Raw genomic sequence first — 18,080 nt, forward strand, 5'->3', positions numbered from 1 at the left:
CCCATTTTTTGTTTTGAGATCATCTTTTAGTGAAAATAATCTCTATTTTTACTCTTGAGTAAAATAAGCAAATGCAAGATGTCTCTAAATCCGATTACCATCCTCAAAGATCATAAGCTCAGAATCACCAATTGCCGCAAAGCGGTATTACATACTTTTTCTGTTAAGCAAAGTGCCCTTTCGCATGCAGACTTGGAAGATATCCTAAAGCAAGACTTCGATCGTGTGACGATTTACAGGACCTTGAAGACTTTTTTGGAGAGTGATCTGATTCACAAAGTATTAGATGACAGTGGTGCAACCAAGTATGCTTTGTGTTCACACAATCATGAGGGAACGCACCATCATGACCATGAACATGTTCATTTTAAATGTGAAATATGTGGGAAGACGAAATGTATTGAGGAGGCTACACTTCCAAAAGTCAGCTTGCCTAAGGGTTTTGTAAATAAAGAAATGAGCCTCTTGGTGACAGGTGTTTGTGATGAATGCAATTAAACTTCCAGAGGTTCGGTAGGGTTTTTTGTTTTGGGACCGTCGGTGGGCCAAATAATTCCTGGGGGTAAGTCTATTTTTGGAGGAGTAAAATCTTCAATACCTCCATCACCATCATCATTGTTATCTCCCCTTCTTGAAATTTTAGGTTTCGTCAAGGTAGCAACAAAATAAATCAACACCACATAGGCGAATCCGCACAATACCAAATCTACTACCAAGCTACTCATATCACTAAAATTTCCTTTAAATTAATACATTTCATTGTAGAAGTCAATGTATTAACCTTTTACATCGTAGAATGATTTTAGATTTTGATAAAATTTTTGAAGCATTTGGGATTGATTTGTGAAATAGGGGAGATAATAGGATATTTGCGCTCTGAAAAAATAAGTCAATGATTGTAAAAACAAAAAAATATCAACTCGATACTGGAACCTATATTAAAATAGGCTTGAGTAATATCTTAAAAGAGCAATGGTGGGTAGTCCTGATTGCCCTAGCAATAGCATGTGGTTATTTTTGGATTGCCTCGTGGTGGTGGATTAGCATGGCAATTCTAGCCTATGCGATATACTGGCTATTTTGGGTTATCCAATTTGCAGGTGTGACTCAAATGGAACAGAATAAAGTTATTTTTGAAAAAATGGCTTATGAGATTGACAGCAGGCAGATTCTGATGAAAATAAATGCCAAACAAGGCATGCCGGTGAAGTGGGATATGGTCAAGAAAGCCGAAATTAAAAAAGATGCATTTATCCTGACGATGTCTAAAGCTCAATTCATACATCTTCCTTTCAGAATTTTCAATTCTGAAAATGAGAAAAAGTTTATGGAAACCATCCTCAAGCGCAAAGGATTCACTGCATAAATTATCTGCAAAAAGGCGATCAGTTGTTTTAAAAAATAAGACCAACCAAGTATGGAACTTGGTTGGTTTTTTGTGCCCGAAAATGATTCAAAAAGGTAAGATTGCTAATCTAAAGTACTTCGAAACAATTGTAAAATAAGTTTACCCGTAGATTTCTTCCAAAACATCAGCTAGTCTGATACCCGCTGCTGTCAGTCTCTCTTCGGTATGATGGTAATGTTTGTAAATGTAATCATATCCGATCCTGTTATTTTCAGGGATATCATACATCGCCGGTCTTATGGCTGCAGCCTCTCGTAACCAATCTGCCGGTGTTTTGCTGGTGTATTCTTCTTTGACTTTCGGGGTGATTTTTTTATTGAGTTCGTGCGCAATTTCAGAATAACTCATCTTCTTGTTTTCGATCATATCCGAATCCCAAATGGCGTGTATGTTGGTTTCTTTGTTGAAGAAGCTCACTTTGACATCATTGCCCCCCCTGTCACCAGGTTTACCTACGTGAAAAGGTTGGTGCAAATCCCCTACGATATGTATTAATAATCTCAGCTGATCTCTTTCTTCCTCAGGGCTAAGACCACCTTTTTTAAGGTTCTCCTTGATTGTTAAAAAAGCAGAATAAGCATCTCCAGCTTCTTCCTGAATGTTGGGATCATATTCGCCGTCAACCGTAGTTACCCAATGCCAAGTATTTGTGTAATCGTATTTTTTGTCCGCTCTGATATTATCCATCCAGATGCCTACACCGGAAATAGATTGATTTTGAAGAATGGATTCTACTTTTTCTACAGTTTCAGGTTTCATATGCCACTCAGCTAGTTTGCCGATGACATAATGACCGATTGCCCCCCAAGCGAATGAGTTTGTTTGTAAACCGACGACCATTAAAAAGGCCAATGCAAGGTGTTTGATAGTTTTCATTTTTTATGATAAGGTAACTTGGATATTATTTAATACTCGAAATATGGTTGGAATACATAGAAATACGATTGAAAAATTTATCCTGGATTAAGCTTTTATTCTTTGATGTTGAACGCAGTATATACCTACCATATTTCACAAAGTATATTTCAACTGTATTTCTAACCTATCTCTTGTAGCATATTTCCACAATAATTCACTAAGATTAAATCAAGTAGTAAAGTAGTATAAATCTACTTTGTATCATTGTTTTTTAATTCATTGACAGCCAGGTAGGCCATCAAGCCAGAGCCTATTTCCAAGGCATCTTCATCAATGTCAAATGTTGGTGTATGAACCCCTGAGGTGATTCCTTTTGATTCATTTCTTGTACCAAGCCTGTAGAAGCAGCCATCGATTTCTTGTGTGTAATAAGAAAAATCTTCTGCTGCCATCCATATATCCAAGTCTTCTACATTTTCTTCTCCTAGGTACTCTTTTGCTGCATTTTTTGCTTTTTCTGTAAGCTCTTCTGCATTTTTGAGAAATGGATATCCTTTTCTGACTTCAAAGTCAATCTCACCGCCCATACCTTCTACAATACCCTTGGCAATTTTGACCATTGCTATATGGGCTTTTGCTCTCCATTCTTCATTCAATGTACGGAAGGTGCCTTGAATCTTTACTTCATTAGGGATAATATTGGTGGCACCTAAGGCTTCTACTCTACCGAATGAGAGTACAGAGGGGATTTTTGGGGAGGCATTTCTACTGACCACTTGTTGTAATGCTACAATCATGTGTGATGCCATCAAAACGGGATCAGCCAAGGTTTCGGGCATTGCGCCATGACCGCCTTTACCCTTGATGGTAATGTAGAGTTCATCTGCACTTGCCATATACATGCCCGACCTGAAGCCGACTTTCCCTACAGGTATCAAAGACATCACATGTTGACCTATAATACCTGAAGGTCTAGGGTTTTCAAGCACGTTTTCTTTGATCAGGAGTGATGCACCACCGGGAATTAGTTCTTCACCAGGCTGAAAAATCAGCTTGATGGTTCCTTCAAAATGATCTTTGACTTCATTTAGGATTTTTGCAGCGCCTAATAGAGATGATGTATGCACATCATGCCCGCAGGCATGCATGACACCTGGATTAAGGGACTTATAAGAGACATCGTTTTGCTCCATGATGGGAAGTGCATCAATATCGCCTCTTAGTGCGATGGTTTTCTTACCTGGATTTTTACCTTCAATTAATGCTACTATCCCTGTGTTTGCTTTTCTTTCTTGTTTTTCAATCCCGAAAGACTTAAGTTTTTCCTCGATAAATTCGGCAGTCTTGTATTCCTGAAAAGAAAGTTCAGGATTACTATGCAGGTGCCTTCTAAGCGCAATAGTTTCTGATTTGTATGCTTTTGCTAATGTTTTAATCTGGTCTTTCAACATCCTCTACTGGTTCTGGATTTACGTATCCTTCCCTTTGAAACCTATCTTGAATGATACGAACAGTTGGGAATTTTTCTTTTAATGTATGGTAATCGGGTTGGGCCTCTACTCGATTTATGAATTTACCAACTTTTACCAAGTATCTGGGCTGTTGGTATTGCATCTCAGGCTTGATATCTGTGAACTTCTCATGCAGTTCATCTCTGGTTTTAAATGCTTGATCCCGATCTACCCCACTGTATACCAATACGGTAAACCCATTCCAGTACCTTTCACTTTTATTTTTATCTTTAAAGGTTCTCAATGCATATTCCAAATCCTCATCTACAGCACCTTCGCCAGGTTTTGGAGCTTCCTCATTTACTTTTTTAGCTTGCTCGCTGAGATCTGGGAACGTTATTCTTTCTCCGCTGATATCCTCTGAGTATCCGGCAAATTCATCGGCCTTGGCTCCTGATTTTTTAAAAAGCGCACAAGAACTCATTAAAGTTACAAGAAGTAAAATAGCAACTAGAGACCTTTTCATGATGTTTTTGTTAAATGTTTAATCAATGATGACACACTTGCCACTTTCCACGTCCTGTTCGACGCTCTTGTATTTTACATCTGACACTTTTTTTCCATCTGCATATTGAACAGTCACACGATCATTTCTACCATATGCCTTATCAGATTTTCTTGGCGCGACTACCTGTGGTGCAGCAGTCCTGTTAGCTACTGCTGCTGCAGCTTGTCTATTGGCTCCTGGATTGAGTGTACTGCCCACCTCCTCCTTGGAAGCTGTTACTTTTGTGTCATCTCTCCTAGGTGCTTGCGCAGCTTTTACCTGATTTGGATCCTGCGTAGGCAACTCTGCTTTTGCCAAGAAAGAGATGGTGTCTTCGTTAAGTTTTCCCACAAAGCGCTTGAACATCTCAAAAGCTTCAAACTTATAGATCAACAAGGGGTCTTTTTGCTCATAAACTGCATTTTGGACTGACTGCTTCAAGTCATCCATATCACGTAAGTGTTCTTTCCAGTTTTGGTCAATGATGGCAAGTGTCACATTCTTTTCAATGGCACGGATAAGTTCTCTTCCCTCATTGTTGACTGTTGATTCGAGGTTGATTACTACTCCGATTTGCTTTAACCCATCGGTAATTGGTACCATGATTTCTTTGACAGTAGCACCCCTATTCGCGTATACATCCTGAAGTATCGGCATGGCTTTCGCCAAAATCTGGTCACTTTTGCCTGTATAATGCTTGTATGCCGCATCAAAGAGTTCCTGAGTCAATACATTAACGTCCTTTGATTTGATATCGTCTCCGGAAAATTGATGGTCAATACCAAGTGAACTGTATATATTCATCCTGAGGTTTTCGACATCCTCTGTGGTTTTAGCCATTTGTATGATATCAAAAGCGACATCGTACATGATGTTCAAAATATCCAACTCTAGTCGTTCTCCCATCAAGGCATTTTTCCTCCTTTTGTAAACAACCTCCCTTTGGGAATTCATGACATCATCATATTCCAAAAGCCTTTTCCTTACACCAAAGTTATTCTCTTCTACTTTTCTCTGAGCCCTTTCTATCGATTTGGTGATCATGCTGTGTTGGATGACTTCACCTTCTTCCAATCCCATTCTGTCCATAAGTTTGGCGATCCTGTCGGAACCAAACATACGCATCAGGTTATCTTCTAAGGAAACAAAAAACTGAGAAGAACCTACATCACCCTGACGACCAGAACGGCCCCTAAGCTGCCTGTCGACCCTTCTTGATTCGTGTCTTTCTGTACCGATGATGGCAAGCCCACCTGCACCTCTTGACTCGGGAGTAAGCTTGATATCTGTACCACGACCAGCCATGTTGGTGGCAATGGTCACAGTGCCAGGTTTACCTGCCTCTGCTACTACATCAGCTTCACGGGCATGTTGCTTCGCATTTAACACCTGATGGTTGATTTTTCTAATTGTCAGCATACGAGACAGGACCTCAGAAATCTCTACTGAAGTAGTACCGACCAAAACAGGTCTTTTTGCATTGGTTAATTCTACTATTTCATCCGCTACGGCGTTGAATTTTTCTCTTACTGTTTTGTAAACTTTGTCTTCTCGATCGTCACGGATAATTGGCTTGTTGGTAGGGATTACGACCACATCCAATTTGTAAATGGTCCAAAACTCCCCTGCTTCTGTCTCAGCTGTACCTGTCATACCCGCAAGTTTGTGGTACATCCTGAAATAGTTTTGAAGCGTAATGGTTGCGTACGTTTGTGTAGCATCTTCTACCTTCACACTTTCTTTGGCTTCAATTGCCTGGTGAAGTCCGTCAGAATACCTTCTTCCTTCCATCACACGGCCTGTCTGCTCATCTACAATTTTGACTTTTCCGTCTACGATGATGTATTCAGTGTCTTTTTCAAACATGCAGTATGCTTTCAGCAACTGATTGACTGTGTGTATCCTCTGGGCTTTTATGCCATAATCTTTAATGATTTCTTCCTTACGTATAAGTTTCTCTTTATCGTCGATGTCAGGATTTTTTTCCATTTCGGCGATTTCCACACCTATATCAGGAAGAATAAAGAAAGTAGGGTCTTCATTTTTTGAAGTGATTACCTCAATTCCGTTATCTGTAAGCTCAATACCATTGGTTTTTTCTTCTATGGTAAACAAAAGAGGTTCATCCGCTTCAGGCATGTGTCTCTTGTTGTCCTGAAGGTAAAAGTTCTCAGTTTTTTGAAGGATGACCCTTATTCCTGGTTCAGAAAGGTATTTTATCAATGGTTTGTATTTTGGCATTCCTCGAAATGCCCTAAAAAGTGCCAAACCCCCGTCTTTTTCATTTTTCTCAGCTATCAATTTTTTTGCTGCGGTAAGGAAGCCCTGAACAAGTTTCCTTTGCTCATCTACCAAAGTAGATACCCGAGGCTTCATGTCAGCAAATTCATGGACATCTCCCCTAGGAACCGGGCCCGAAATGATCAAAGGTGTCCTTGCATCATCAATCAATACGGAGTCGACCTCATCAATCATTGCGAAGTGATGCTTGCCTTGTACCAAATCATCGGAATTTCTGGCCATATTGTCCCTGAGGTAGTCAAAACCGAATTCGTTGTTGGTTCCATAGACGATATCGGCGCCGTAAGCTTTTCTTCTGGCGTCGGAGTTTGGTGGATATTTGTCTATACAATCTACATTCAAGCCATGGAATTCAAAAAGAGGAGCATTCCATTCGGAGTCCCTTTTTGCCAGATAATCGTTGACAGTTACCAAATGAACACCTCTGCCAGCTAATGCATTGAGGTAGGCAGGAAGTGTGGAAACCAATGTTTTACCTTCACCTGTTGCCATCTCTGCTATTTTGCCTTTGTGTAAGACCATACCCCCCACGAGCTGTACATCATAGTGGACCATGTCCCAGACTACCTCTGTGCCGGCGGCCATCCATTTGTTGTGCCAAATTGCTTCGTCTCCTTGGATTTCAACATTCGGTTTTTTGGCAGCAATTTCTTTGTCTTTTGGGTTTGCTGTGACTACTAGTTTACCGTTTTCCTTAAATCTTCTGGCAGTCTCCTTCATTACAGCGAAGGCATCCATCATGACTTTGTCCAATACCACCTCAAGTTCTTCGTCTCTTGCAGCTTCGGTTTTTTCGATTTCGGTAAAAAGGGCATCTTTTTCATGCACTTTATCTGGCGCCAAAGCATCTATTTGAGCTTTGAATTCAGCGATTTTATCATCAAAAGATTTCAAGTCAGCATTGATGATAGACTTTATTTCTGCGGTCTTGCCCCTAAGTTGATCGTCTGACAATGATTGCAACTTTTGAAAGGCTTCATTGATGAGCGCTACTTTCGGTGTAAATTCTTTTATATCTCTATCAGACTTTGTTCCGAATACTTTTGCCAATCCTTTGGCTAGAAAATCTAACATAATTCAGTTTATATAATTGGGCCTTAAAATTACGGCGTTTTATTTAATAATAGTAATCCATTACCTGTTAATGGAAGTCGTTATTGATTTAAGATTGTGTTTAATTCAGGTTTTCTGAATTCAGTATTTCAATCTTTCCTTCAAACACCTGTTGAGCCGGGCCAATTAGGAAAATATTTTGAAAGCTTCCATCAGCATTTTCAGAAAACCTTACTTTTAGATTCCCGCCCGGAGTTTGGATTTTCACTTCTCTTAATTCATTTCTGGAGCCATACACCAGTGCACAGGCAGTGACTCCGGTGCCACAGGATAAAGTTTCATTTTCTACACCCCGCTCATAAGTACGGACATGAATCTCGTCTTCTGCAATAGCGGAAACAAAATTAACATTGGTGCCGGATGGTTTGTATGTATCAGCATACCTTACCTTGGCACCTTCTGCCACTACAGGATATTGATCAAGATTGTCCACGAATCTTACGTGATGAGGAGATCCGGTATTGACAAAATAATCTTGGCCAGCATTCGAGAGGCTTGACACATTTCCCATTTTGAGGTGTATTATGTCGTTGGTTATTTCTGCTTCATGTGGACCATCAATGGCCAAGAAGTGTGTTTCGGATTCTATTATTCCCAAGAATTTTGAAAAGGATACCGCACATCGAGCACCATTCCCACACATGCTTTGACTACCGTCAGCATTGTAATAGACCATTTCAAAATCAAAACCTGTTTTGTTCCGTATCAAAATCAACCCATCTGCTCCAACACCAAATTTTCGATCACAAAGTTTTTGAACGAGCAAAAGGTCTTTTTCGGGGAAAGCTTCTGACCTGTCATCAATCATTACAAAGTCATTGCCTGTGCCTTGATATTTATAAAAAGAAATTTCCATTATTAATATTCCCTTTATTTTAGGGTTTAAGTCTATTTTCAAAAACCAATCCAAGATTTATTGGTTTTGCAAACATAACCAACTTGTCACAAAAACAGACTTATTGTCTTACTTTCAGTTTTTAAATCAGGTCGAAATCCTTAAATTGGAAGTTGTTGTGTGTGAATATACAATTCAATAAAAACCAACCTATATGAAAAAGACGACTTTTAGCGTAACAAGAAGATCATTTCTAAGTCACAGTTCAAAGGCTACTTTAATGCTCGGAATCGGCAGTAGTGCCATAGGTTCAGCCTTTTTGACTGCATGTGGAGAAGGCGGATCGACTGAAGAAGACAGGCCTATGTTGAGTACGGGGTTCGAACAGACACCATTGGGATATGATTATACATCTTTGGAGCCGCATATTGATGCCATGACTATGGAGATTCATTATACCAAACATGCTGCTGCATACGCCAAAAATTTGGCAGAGGCGGCTTCTGAGGAAGGTGTCGATGTCGGCAAACCCCTGGAAGAAGTGATGATGAATATGTCCAAGTATTCCACCAAAATGAGAAACAACGGAGGAGGCCATTACAATCACGAATTATTTTGGAAGATTATGTCTCCCAATGGAGGCGGTGAGCCAAGTGGAGATTTGAGGCAAGCCATTGATGGTGCCTTTGGAAGTTTTGAAGAGTTCAAAACCAAGTTTGAAGACGCAGCTAAAAGCCGTTTCGGCTCTGGTTGGGGCTGGCTTGTATTGGATAAAGATAATTTGCTTCAGATTGGTTCTACTCCAAATCAAGATAATCCTTTGATGGACCTTTCAGATTTTCAAGGTATTCCATTGATGGGTATTGATGTGTGGGAGCATGCCTATTACCTCAATTATCAAAACAGAAGACCAGATTATGTATCGGCCTTTTGGAATGTAGTGGATTGGGATGCAGTAAGTAGCAGGTACAATACGGTTTCAGAAGGTTGATTCTTCTCTTATCTACCCGATGAATAAGGAGCCATACTCAGTTTATATTCTTCATTCAGATACATAAAATTACGAGTATGGAATAAACCCTGATATTATGTAGATTTCGATATTGTTGCTTATTCCTGATACTCACTAAAATTGAAAAAGCTAAGTGAACAGGCTCCGCATAATAGACAGTTTTTAACCATATTATATATTGGCTAGGTAAATAATAGCCATAATCTACTTCAAGAAAAGCGACCCTTTAGGGGCCGCTTTTTTTATTGTGGGAGTAAATGGTTGATTATTCCCATATAAATGGCTTAAACATCACGTATTCTGGTCAGGAATCAACCTCTTAGTGGCACGGGCATTGCAAATTGAACTCGCCTAAACCAACTATGATGTATTATGAATAGAACTATGAAGAGTTTTGGAAAAGGGTTTTTGATTGTATCAATCGCCTTTACGGGATGGGCATGTACCGAAGATCAAAATGACACTTTTGATGAACCAAACAGTAGCGCCACACTTTCTGCAACTGTTGTCGGCGAAAATGCCAAGTCGCCAGCGGCCAATGAAAGAATTATAATAAATGGATTGACAACTACGGATTTTCATGTAGGAATCAAGGAGGTAGAAATGAGATATGTAGCTAAGGCTGATATATTGGCAGGTATAGATTTAGGCTCGATTTCGCTAAACACTTCGGCGAATTCATCTTTGCAGACTGAAGCCTCAGGAGAACACACATTGGTGTTGATGTCTTCAGGTGATGTGCAGACAGAAACCGTGGCTCAGGGAAACACTCCAGACGGGAGTTACAGAGAAGTAGACTTCAGACTATTTAAAGATACAGAAGCGGATACTACGGACTTTATGCATGAAAGGTCATTATGGATCTCTGGTCAGATTGACGGTGAAAATGCTTCCATATGGTTAGATGAAGAAATGATGGTCACAGCAGAATCTGATGATGAAGATGGTGTGATGGTAGACGGAGAGACGGCAATGGAAATTGTTTTCGACCTGAACAAGCTTTTTGAAGGAGTTGACTTTTCGACTGCGGTAGATAGCAATAATGACGGAATGATTGAAATCGGACCTGGTAGTGATGATGAAAATTCGGCTATTCAGAGTCAGATAGAAAGCAATATTTCGTCAGCCGTAAGCTTTAGGAAAAAGTAATAAAAATTTTAAAGCAATACTCTTAAGGCCGGAATTTCCGGCCTTTTTTGTTTTATTTGGCTCAGAAAACATATTCAAAAACCATTATGCAAGATCCAAAAAGCCTAAGTTCAGTAGCGGAATTTCACAAAACATTCAAGCATCCTGTCTTATCAAGTCCTCAAGTCCCCGAAGCATCAAGATGTAATTTAAGAGTCTCTTTGATTGCAGAAGAACTGAAAGAATTGGAAGAGGGAATTGTCAACCAAGATATAGTAGAAATAGCAGATGCCTTGTGTGATATTCAATATGTACTTTCAGGTGCCATTCTGGAATTTGGCTTAGCAGATAAGTTCAAAGAACTATTTGATGAAGTACAACGCTCCAATATGAGCAAAGCCTGTAAAAGTGAAGAAGAAGCCAAAGCTACGATGGCCCATTATCAAAGCCAGGGAGTGGAGTGTTATTTCGAAAAAGAAGGAGAACTGTATCTGGTATATAGGGCTGGGGACAGAAAAACATTGAAGTCTGTCAATTATTCCCCGGCGGATTTGAAAAAGATCTTAATTTGAGGCCACTTGCAAAAGGTGTAATTCACGAAGATTTTATGGATTAAAGGAAAAAAAATTCCTGCGGTGAGAGTCAGACCGATTAGCTTTGAGTTTTCAGGGTATAATAGGTAAGGTGATTAATATTTGAAACACAAAAGCCCCACATTTCTGTGAGGCTTGGATTTACCTGCTTATGGCAGGCCAGGGGCGGGAATCGAACCTACCTGCCAGGGCATTTAGGCAGGCCCGCACGGCCGTGAATCCACAAGATTTTGTAAGTATAAAAACACAAAAGCCCCACATTTCTGTGAGGCTATGTACCAGGAGCGGGAATCGAACCCGCACGGCCGTGAAGCCACAAGATTTTAAGTCTTGCGTGTCTACCTATTCCACCATCCCGGCTTTCCCTACTTCTAGAGATTTTAAGTCTTGTGTGTCTACCTCCCGATAGCTATCGGGGCCACCATCCCGGCTTTCTCTACTTCTAGAGATTTTAATATTTGGCTTGCTTAATTGTCGTCAATTTTAAATAAGATTGACATTTCTTAAACAACAAAGCCCTTTTGAAAAGGGCCTTTGAATGAGCGAGAGACGAGATTCGAACTCGCGACCCCGACCTTGGCAAGGTCGTGCTCTACCAACTGAGCTACTCTCGCTTTTCAAGAAATTTGATGACTTTGACCTTCTGTCTCTGTCAATAACGTGTGCAAAGGTATATCAGTTTTTCAAATTTGCAAAAAGCATATCTAAAAAAAATTCAAATTCACTATGGAGTATTCTCCTTAAAATTGATAGTCAGCAACTTAATTCAGCTTTAAACTCGATAAAATTTTAACCATCTCAGCTGTATTTTTAGCTTTCAGCTTTTTGAGTATTTTTTTCCTATGGGTAAAGACTGTGTTTTTGGATATATTCAGCATTTCTGCAATTTCCAAAGACTCCATTCCTTTGGCAATCAATTTAGCAATTTCAAGCTCTTTTTTAGAGAGGTTAGATTTTTCGATTTTTAAATCGTCCTTTCTGAATACTACTTTGTCCCCATCGTCTTTAACGTAAGTGAAACTCCAATCATATTCTGTGAGATGATCATGATTGGTCACTTGAAACCCAATATGTAAATCATAGATAAAATTACCCAAGTCATCGATAAGGTAGGGTTTGGCTTTAGTGAAGAACCAAATTTCCTCCTGGGTAAATCTGTGGAGCCATCGGAGGGTGTATGATAATTCAAAAGTTTTTTTTTCGCTCAAACTCGCACCATTAAAAATTTCCAATACTTTGTTGTTGAACTCTACATGCTCCCTAGCGTCGTCAGGGTGTAAGGCTGAAATCACACCAGCTATACCATGACTTTCTAAGAATTCAGTAGAATATCCGCTGATCTCTTCGATGTTTTTAGTGAAAAATGCCAAGCTAAGGTCTCTGTAGTCGAAACAACCCATAATTAGTCCTTCCTTCATAGACAAGGTTTGGCTCAATTTCTTTAAGTCTTCTATAACCTGCTTTTCTTCGGGTATACTTACAGGTCCTCTTTTATTCCAATAGGAAAAAAATTCAGAGAGTTTATTCTGTTTTTGAAGCTCTTCGATCAAACTGACTCTCATATTCGGATAACCCTCTTTTTAATTTGTTTTGCACAAGCTAATAAATTTATCAATACGCTATACTTCTAATTTCTTTTTGATTTCGTTTAACTTGAGTAGAGCTTCGACAGGAGAAATGGTGTTGATATCTATCTGTTCCAACATTTCCTGAGCTTCTTTAAACTTAGGATCTATATCAAACAAACTCAGCTGATAGTTGTTTTTTGGGATGTCTTTGATTTTTTCGTTGGAAGAATTCATAGCCTTGTCTTTTTCCAAATGAAGCATGATTTCTGAGGCTCTCAAGACAATAGCATTTGGCATTCCGGCCATTTGAGCGACATGAATACCAAAACTATGTTCACTTCCACCTTCTTTCAGCTTTCTCATAAAAATCACCTTATTGCCCACTTCTTTTACGGAAACATTGAAGTTTTTGATTTTAGGGAAATCTTCAGTCAATTGATTCAGTTCGTGGTAGTGCGTCGCAAAAAGTGTCTTGGCTCGGAATTTTGGGTGGTTATGAAGGAATTCTACGATTGACCAAGCAATGGAAATACCATCATAAGTAGATGTTCCCCTCCCTATTTCATCCATCAATACCAGACTTCTATCAGAAAGGTTGTTGAGTATGCTTGCAGTTTCTGTCATTTCCACCATAAAGGTAGATTCACCTTTGGCTAAGTTGTCTGAGGCCCCAACTCTCGTAAATACTTTATCGATAATTCCAATCCTCGCATAAGAGGCTGGAACAAAACTCCCCATTTGTGCCATCAAGACGATTAAGGCAGTCTGCCTCAAAAGAGCGGATTTACCGGCCATATTGGGGCCGGTGATTATGATGATCTGCTGGTTCTCATTGTCCAGATATATATCGTTAGGAACGTATGGCTCGCCTATGGGTAGTTGTTTTTCGATTACAGGGTGTCTACCATCTTTGATTTCGAGAGAGTCGGTATCTGCGACCTTGGGTTTACAGTAATTGTTTGTTTTGGCTACCTGAGCAAAAGAAAGCAAGCAGTCTACAGTCGCCAAAACCCTTGCATTCTGTTGGATCTGGGTCACATATTCGGAAGCATCTTGTACCAAAGCAAGGAAGTATTTTTGTTCGATGGCGATCATCCTTTCTTCCGCATTGAGGATTTTTTCCTCATATTCTTTTAGCTCAGGTGTAATGTATCTTTCTGCATTGACCAAAGTCTGCTTTCTGATCCACTCCTGAGGAACTTTGTCTTTATGGGAATTGGTCACTTCAAGGTAATATCCAAAAACTTTATTGAATGCGACTTTCAATGAGGATATACCTGTGCGCTGCATTTCTCTTTGCTGAAGGGCCACAAGATAGTCTTTGCCCGTATTGGCAAGCCCTCTGTATTCATCCAATTCATCATCAACATTATCATTGATGATATTTCCTTGATGAATAAGCATAGGAGCATCTTCTTGCAGTTCTTTTTCAATTTTTTCAAGTAAAAATTCACAAGAATGGATTTGGTCTGAAAGTTTCTTTAATGAATCGCTCTTGGTTGCCTTCAGCTGATCTTTAATAGGAAGGGTATTTTTTAGGGCTTTTTTGAGTTGGTTCATTTCCCTTGGATTGATCCTTCCCACGGCTACTTTGGAGATTAATCTTTCCAAATCACCGATATGCTTCAGGTGGGATAGTATTTCTTCTCCAAGTTCCGGTTCATTATACAAGTATTCTACAACTTTCAGGCGCTCTTCAATTGGGTCCTTTTCCTTCAAAGGCAGGACCATCCATTTTTTCATCATCCTAGAACCCATTGGGGTGACAGACTGGTCCATGATGTTGATCAAAGGGACACCACCTTCCTGTTGCGGAAATACAAGCTCTAGGTTACGGATAGTAAATTTGTCCAGCCATACATACTTTTCTTCGGCAATTCTCGACAAGGAGACGATATGCTTTACCTCTTTATGTTCGGTTTCCTCAAGATAATAAAGGATAGCACCGGCAGCGATTGTGGCAAATTGCAAAGACTCAATACCAAAGCCTTTTAGATTGGCTGTAGAAAAGTGATTTATTAGTTTTTCATAGGTATAATCATATTGGTACACCCAGTCTTCGCAGTGAAATACAGTGTAGTTATCTTTGAGCATTTCCTGAGCACTGACTTTAGAAGCTTTAGAATAGATAACTTCTGATGGGGCAAAGCTTTGTAGCAGTTTTTCTATATAGGATTGGTTGCCTTCAGCGGCCATAAATTCACCTGTAGACAGGTCCAAAAATGAAATCCCATGAGCTTCTTTACCAAAATAAATAGAAGCCAAATAATTATTCTTTCTTTTATCCAAGACATTGTCATTGAAAGAGAGTCCTGGTGTTACGAGTTCAGTGACACCTCTTTTGACAATGCCTTTAACTTCTTTGGGGTCTTCGAGTTGGTCACAAATGGCCACTCTATTGCCAGCCCTTACCAGTTTGGGTAAATAAGTATCCAGTGAATGATGGGGGAAACCAGCCAACTCAATGTGTGAAGCTGCTCCATTTGCCCGTTTGGTAAGTACAATATCCAACACCTTACTTGCCTTGATGGCGTCTTCACCGAAGGTTTCATAAAAATCCCCGACCCTAAAAAGAAGTAATGCTCCAGGATGTTTGGCCTTGATGGCATTATATTGCTTCATCAATGGGGTTTCTTTTACTTCTTTTACCTTCACCTTGGCCATATTGTCCTCTATTATATACTTTCTGTTAATTTTACTAATTCTTAAAAGCCTGAAATTATAATATATCAAAAGGGAAACAAAACAGCATGAGAAAATTAAGCATGGAGGAATTGAATAGGTTATCTGTGGATGAATTTAAAGCCACAGAAAAAACGCCTATTACAGTGGTCTTGGATAATATTAGGAGTTTAAATAATGTGGGTTCTGCTTTCAGGACTGGTGATGCATTTTTGATAGAGAAAATAATCCTTTGCGGTATCACGGGTACACCACCCCATAGAGATATTCAAAAAACTGCTCTTGGTGCAACAGATTCAGTGACATGGGAATATGTAAAAGATACAACCACAGCTATTGATGAGTTGAAAAAAGAGGGATACCTTATCTGCGCCTTGGAGCAAGTGGAGGGCAGCGTGATGCTACATGAATTCAACCCTACACCCGGAAGCAAGTATGCTTTGATTTTTGGGAATGAAGTCTTTGGGGTTGATGAAAAAGTGATCAAATCCAGTGATTATGTATTAGAAGTCCCACAGCTAGGCACAAAGCACTCATTAAACATTTCTGTTACAATGGGAATTTCAATCTGGGATTTTGTATCTAAAATGGGGATTTTGTCCAAGTGAGAAAAAAAAAGAGACCACAAGCCTCTTTTTTTTTGGTTATTTTGGTATTTGCTTTAATCTTCTTTGAATTTGTCAACTATATATAAAAATAGATTGAACGATAAAGTTGACATATTCTCTTTTTTGAAATCTTTTTCTCCTCCGTTTTTAAACATCGGATTATCTTTTCTAATAGAATTATTTTTATTCTCTTCCTTTATCTGAGCATTAGATGAATTTCTATTATAATTTTCAACCCTAGTGTCATAATTTGATTCTGGATTCTCGTAATTATTGTAGAGATCAGAATTTTTTGGAAGATCGTTGATTTGCCTTTCCCTTTCCGATTGGGCCATGGAAGCAAAACTCAATAGAAAGCATATTACAAAAGCCCCCATGAGCTTAAATTTGCCTTCAAAAGAAATTTTGGTTTTAGTTGACATCGTGTGGTTAGCTATTAGCTTAGGTAAAACTAGGTTTTTGAGCAATTGTTTCCAAATTTACAAAAAAATAAACGCCTATGCAAACGATTGACTTTATTGAATTTCAAAGAATAGAGCTTAGAGTTGGGACTATTCTGAAAGCTGAAAATTTTGCGAAAGCAAGAAAGCCCGCTTATAAATTATGGATTGATTTGGGAGAAATAGGCATAAAGAAATCATCGGCACAAGTGACTGAATTGTACACTCCGGAGGTTTTGATTGGGAAGCAGGTATTGTGTGTCTGTAATTTTGAACCAAAGCAAATTGCAGATTTCATGTCAGAGGTCTTGGTAACTGGTTTTCAAAACGAAGAAGGTCACGTGGTTCTTTCCTCTTTGGATTTTGAGGTTCCAAACGGTGCCAGGCTTCACTAAATAAAAATTGTAAGACCTTTGTCTGAAAGCTCTGTCTTATAAACTTGTAAATCTCCACAATCACCGCTTTTGACTTGGCCTGATGCTAAATCAAAGCGGTATTCATGCAAGGGGCAGATGATTTCATTGAAGCCATTGAGCATGCCCTTATTCAACGGTGCCATTCTATGAGGACATTGAGGTTCAAAAGCGAAAAAATCGGACCCTGACTTGACAATGCAGATTTTTTTTGAGCCTAGTTGCACTGTTTTTATTTGTTTGTTTGGAAGCATGTTTTCCACTTCCTCCCTACTTTGACCAAGTGTAAATGTTTTCATTTTGGCATTATTAATGGTAAATTGCTTAGGTATAAACCTAACAATAATCATATCATGAAAAAAATATTAATACTGCCTTTATTGTTTTTGACAGCCATCATTTATGCGCAGGATATAGAAGGTGCATGGAAAATGACACATAAAAACGGGCAGCTCTTGAATGATCAAGAGTACGTAAAATTATACCAAGATGGGTATTTTGCATTTGGAGCCAAAGAAGTTGGGACCAATAAATTCTTAGGAGCAGGAGGTGGAGAATTCTCACTTGATGGGGAAGACTATACTGAGACCTTGGACTTTTATACTTTCAATCCAGAATATGTAGGCAATACCTCAAATTTTAATATCAACATGTCTGGAGGTCAAATGGTAATTACAGCGGAATTGGATGGACAAACTCTCGTGGAAATATGGGAGAAGATCGGTAGAGGATCAGATGATCTAACCAATAACTGGGTATTTACGGGAAGACAGAGGGATGGAGAAATATCAAGAAGTACACCTGGAGATCGTAGAACCATAAAAATATTGTCAGGAGGAAGGTTTCAGTGGATAGCTTTCAATTCTGCCACCAAAGAATTTATGGGTTCAGGGGGAGGTTCTTATATCGCTGATGATGGTAATTACACTGAAACAATCGAGTTTTTTTCCAGGGATGATTCTAGAGTAGGAGACAGTTTGAATTTTACCTACAGAGTAATTGACGGTGAGTGGCACCACAGTGGTCTTAGTTCTACCGGAGAACCTATGTACGAAATATGGAGCAGGTACAAAGATGCTTACAAGCCAAAAAACTGACCTAAACTTCTGATGTTGAAAAGGCC

Annotated in this window: 18 protein-coding genes and 2 tRNA genes; 8 read left to right on the top strand and 12 right to left on the bottom strand. The window is 39.3% G+C overall.

What is annotated here, in order from left to right; genetic code table 11:
- Positions 1-78: 78 nt before the first annotated feature.
- On the top strand, positions 79-498 hold the full coding sequence (locus CLW00_RS05190; RefSeq protein ID WP_106132584.1) for a Fur family transcriptional regulator: 420 nt from the start codon (positions 79-81) through the stop codon (positions 496-498).
- Here the strand turns inward: CLW00_RS05190 and CLW00_RS05195 are convergent.
- On the bottom strand, positions 495-725 hold the full coding sequence (locus CLW00_RS05195) for a hypothetical protein (protein ID WP_106132585.1): 231 nt from the start codon (positions 723-725) through the stop codon (positions 495-497). The genes CLW00_RS05190 and CLW00_RS05195 overlap by 4 nt on opposite strands.
- Before the next feature lie 167 nt (positions 726-892).
- Here CLW00_RS05195 and CLW00_RS05200 point away from each other — a divergent pair, with 167 nt between their 5' ends.
- Positions 893-1,366 carry a YcxB family protein gene (locus tag CLW00_RS05200; RefSeq protein WP_106132586.1) on the top strand — a complete coding sequence of 158 codons (474 nt, stop codon included), beginning with the start codon at positions 893-895 and terminating at the stop codon, positions 1,364-1,366.
- Between the two features lie 141 nt (positions 1,367-1,507).
- Here CLW00_RS05200 and CLW00_RS05205 read toward each other — a convergent pair whose 3' ends face one another.
- The 5 genes from CLW00_RS05205 to dapF all read right to left on the bottom strand — a co-directional run bounded on the left by CLW00_RS05205 (position 1,508) and on the right by dapF (position 8,534).
- Entirely contained in the window at positions 1,508-2,284 is a 777-nt protein-coding gene (locus CLW00_RS05205) for a S1/P1 nuclease (protein WP_106132587.1), read from the bottom strand.
- A 233-nt stretch (positions 2,285-2,517) separates the two neighbouring features.
- Positions 2,518-3,717, bottom strand: coding sequence for a M20 metallopeptidase family protein (locus tag CLW00_RS05210; RefSeq protein WP_106132588.1), 1,200 nt, complete (start codon positions 3,715-3,717; stop codon positions 2,518-2,520).
- Positions 3,698-4,243, bottom strand: coding sequence for a hypothetical protein (locus CLW00_RS05215; RefSeq protein ID WP_106132589.1), 546 nt, complete (start codon positions 4,241-4,243; stop codon positions 3,698-3,700). Before CLW00_RS05215 ends, CLW00_RS05210 begins: the two co-directional genes overlap by 20 nt.
- Positions 4,244-4,261: 18 nt before the next feature.
- Positions 4,262-7,639, bottom strand: a complete 3,378-nt coding sequence (secA, locus tag CLW00_RS05220) for a preprotein translocase subunit SecA (protein ID WP_106132590.1) — start codon at positions 7,637-7,639, stop codon at positions 4,262-4,264.
- Between the two features lie 100 nt (positions 7,640-7,739).
- Positions 7,740-8,534, bottom strand: coding sequence for a diaminopimelate epimerase (dapF, locus tag CLW00_RS05225; RefSeq protein ID WP_106132591.1), 795 nt, complete (start codon positions 8,532-8,534; stop codon positions 7,740-7,742).
- Between the two features lie 193 nt (positions 8,535-8,727).
- Here dapF and CLW00_RS05230 point away from each other — a divergent pair, with 193 nt between their 5' ends.
- The 3 genes from CLW00_RS05230 (at position 8,728) to CLW00_RS05240 (ending at position 11,225) form a co-directional block, all read left to right on the top strand.
- Complete coding sequence (locus CLW00_RS05230; protein WP_106132592.1) at positions 8,728-9,504, top strand: superoxide dismutase; 777 nt, start codon at positions 8,728-8,730, stop codon at positions 9,502-9,504.
- Positions 9,505-9,897: 393 nt separating this feature from the next.
- Complete coding sequence (locus CLW00_RS05235; protein ID WP_106132593.1) at positions 9,898-10,674, top strand: hypothetical protein; 777 nt, start codon at positions 9,898-9,900, stop codon at positions 10,672-10,674.
- Between the two features lie 86 nt (positions 10,675-10,760).
- Positions 10,761-11,225 carry a pyrophosphohydrolase domain-containing protein gene (locus CLW00_RS05240; RefSeq protein ID WP_106132594.1) on the top strand — a complete coding sequence of 155 codons (465 nt, stop codon included), beginning with the start codon at positions 10,761-10,763 and terminating at the stop codon, positions 11,223-11,225.
- 297 nt (positions 11,226-11,522) lie between these two features.
- Here the strand turns inward: CLW00_RS05240 and CLW00_RS05245 are convergent.
- The 4 genes from CLW00_RS05245 to mutS all read right to left on the bottom strand — a co-directional run bounded on the left by CLW00_RS05245 (position 11,523) and on the right by mutS (position 15,478).
- Positions 11,523-11,606: transfer RNA gene (locus CLW00_RS05245), tRNA-Leu, on the bottom strand.
- Between the two features lie 181 nt (positions 11,607-11,787).
- Positions 11,788-11,860: transfer RNA gene (locus CLW00_RS05250), tRNA-Gly, on the bottom strand.
- Positions 11,861-12,007: 147 nt separating this feature from the next.
- Positions 12,008-12,808 carry a helix-turn-helix transcriptional regulator gene (locus CLW00_RS05255; RefSeq protein ID WP_106132595.1) on the bottom strand — a complete coding sequence of 267 codons (801 nt, stop codon included), beginning with the start codon at positions 12,806-12,808 and terminating at the stop codon, positions 12,008-12,010.
- Positions 12,809-12,865: 57 nt separating this feature from the next.
- On the bottom strand, positions 12,866-15,478 hold the full coding sequence (gene mutS / locus CLW00_RS05260; protein ID WP_106132596.1) for a DNA mismatch repair protein MutS: 2,613 nt from the start codon (positions 15,476-15,478) through the stop codon (positions 12,866-12,868).
- A gap of 86 nt (positions 15,479-15,564) precedes the next feature.
- Here mutS and CLW00_RS05265 point away from each other — a divergent pair, with 86 nt between their 5' ends.
- Positions 15,565-16,104 (top strand): RNA methyltransferase, encoded by a 540-nt coding sequence (locus CLW00_RS05265; protein WP_106132597.1) that lies wholly within the window; start codon positions 15,565-15,567, stop codon positions 16,102-16,104.
- A gap of 53 nt (positions 16,105-16,157) precedes the next feature.
- Here CLW00_RS05265 and CLW00_RS05270 read toward each other — a convergent pair whose 3' ends face one another.
- Complete coding sequence (locus CLW00_RS05270) at positions 16,158-16,526, bottom strand: hypothetical protein (RefSeq protein WP_106132598.1); 369 nt, start codon at positions 16,524-16,526, stop codon at positions 16,158-16,160.
- A 77-nt stretch (positions 16,527-16,603) separates the two neighbouring features.
- Here CLW00_RS05270 and CLW00_RS05275 point away from each other — a divergent pair, with 77 nt between their 5' ends.
- Complete coding sequence (locus CLW00_RS05275) at positions 16,604-16,939, top strand: tRNA-binding protein (protein WP_106132599.1); 336 nt, start codon at positions 16,604-16,606, stop codon at positions 16,937-16,939.
- Here the strand turns inward: CLW00_RS05275 and CLW00_RS05280 are convergent.
- Complete coding sequence (locus CLW00_RS05280) at positions 16,936-17,256, bottom strand: Rieske (2Fe-2S) protein (protein WP_106132687.1); 321 nt, start codon at positions 17,254-17,256, stop codon at positions 16,936-16,938. The two genes, CLW00_RS05275 and CLW00_RS05280, sit on opposite strands and share 4 nt — an antisense overlap.
- Before the next feature lie 54 nt (positions 17,257-17,310).
- Here CLW00_RS05280 and CLW00_RS05285 point away from each other — a divergent pair, with 54 nt between their 5' ends.
- Complete coding sequence (locus tag CLW00_RS05285; protein ID WP_106132600.1) at positions 17,311-18,054, top strand: hypothetical protein; 744 nt, start codon at positions 17,311-17,313, stop codon at positions 18,052-18,054.
- Positions 18,055-18,080 lie beyond the last annotated feature (26 nt).

This window comes from Mongoliibacter ruber, from assembly GCF_003003005.1.
GTDB lineage: Bacteria > Bacteroidota > Bacteroidia > Cytophagales > Cyclobacteriaceae > Mongoliibacter > Mongoliibacter ruber.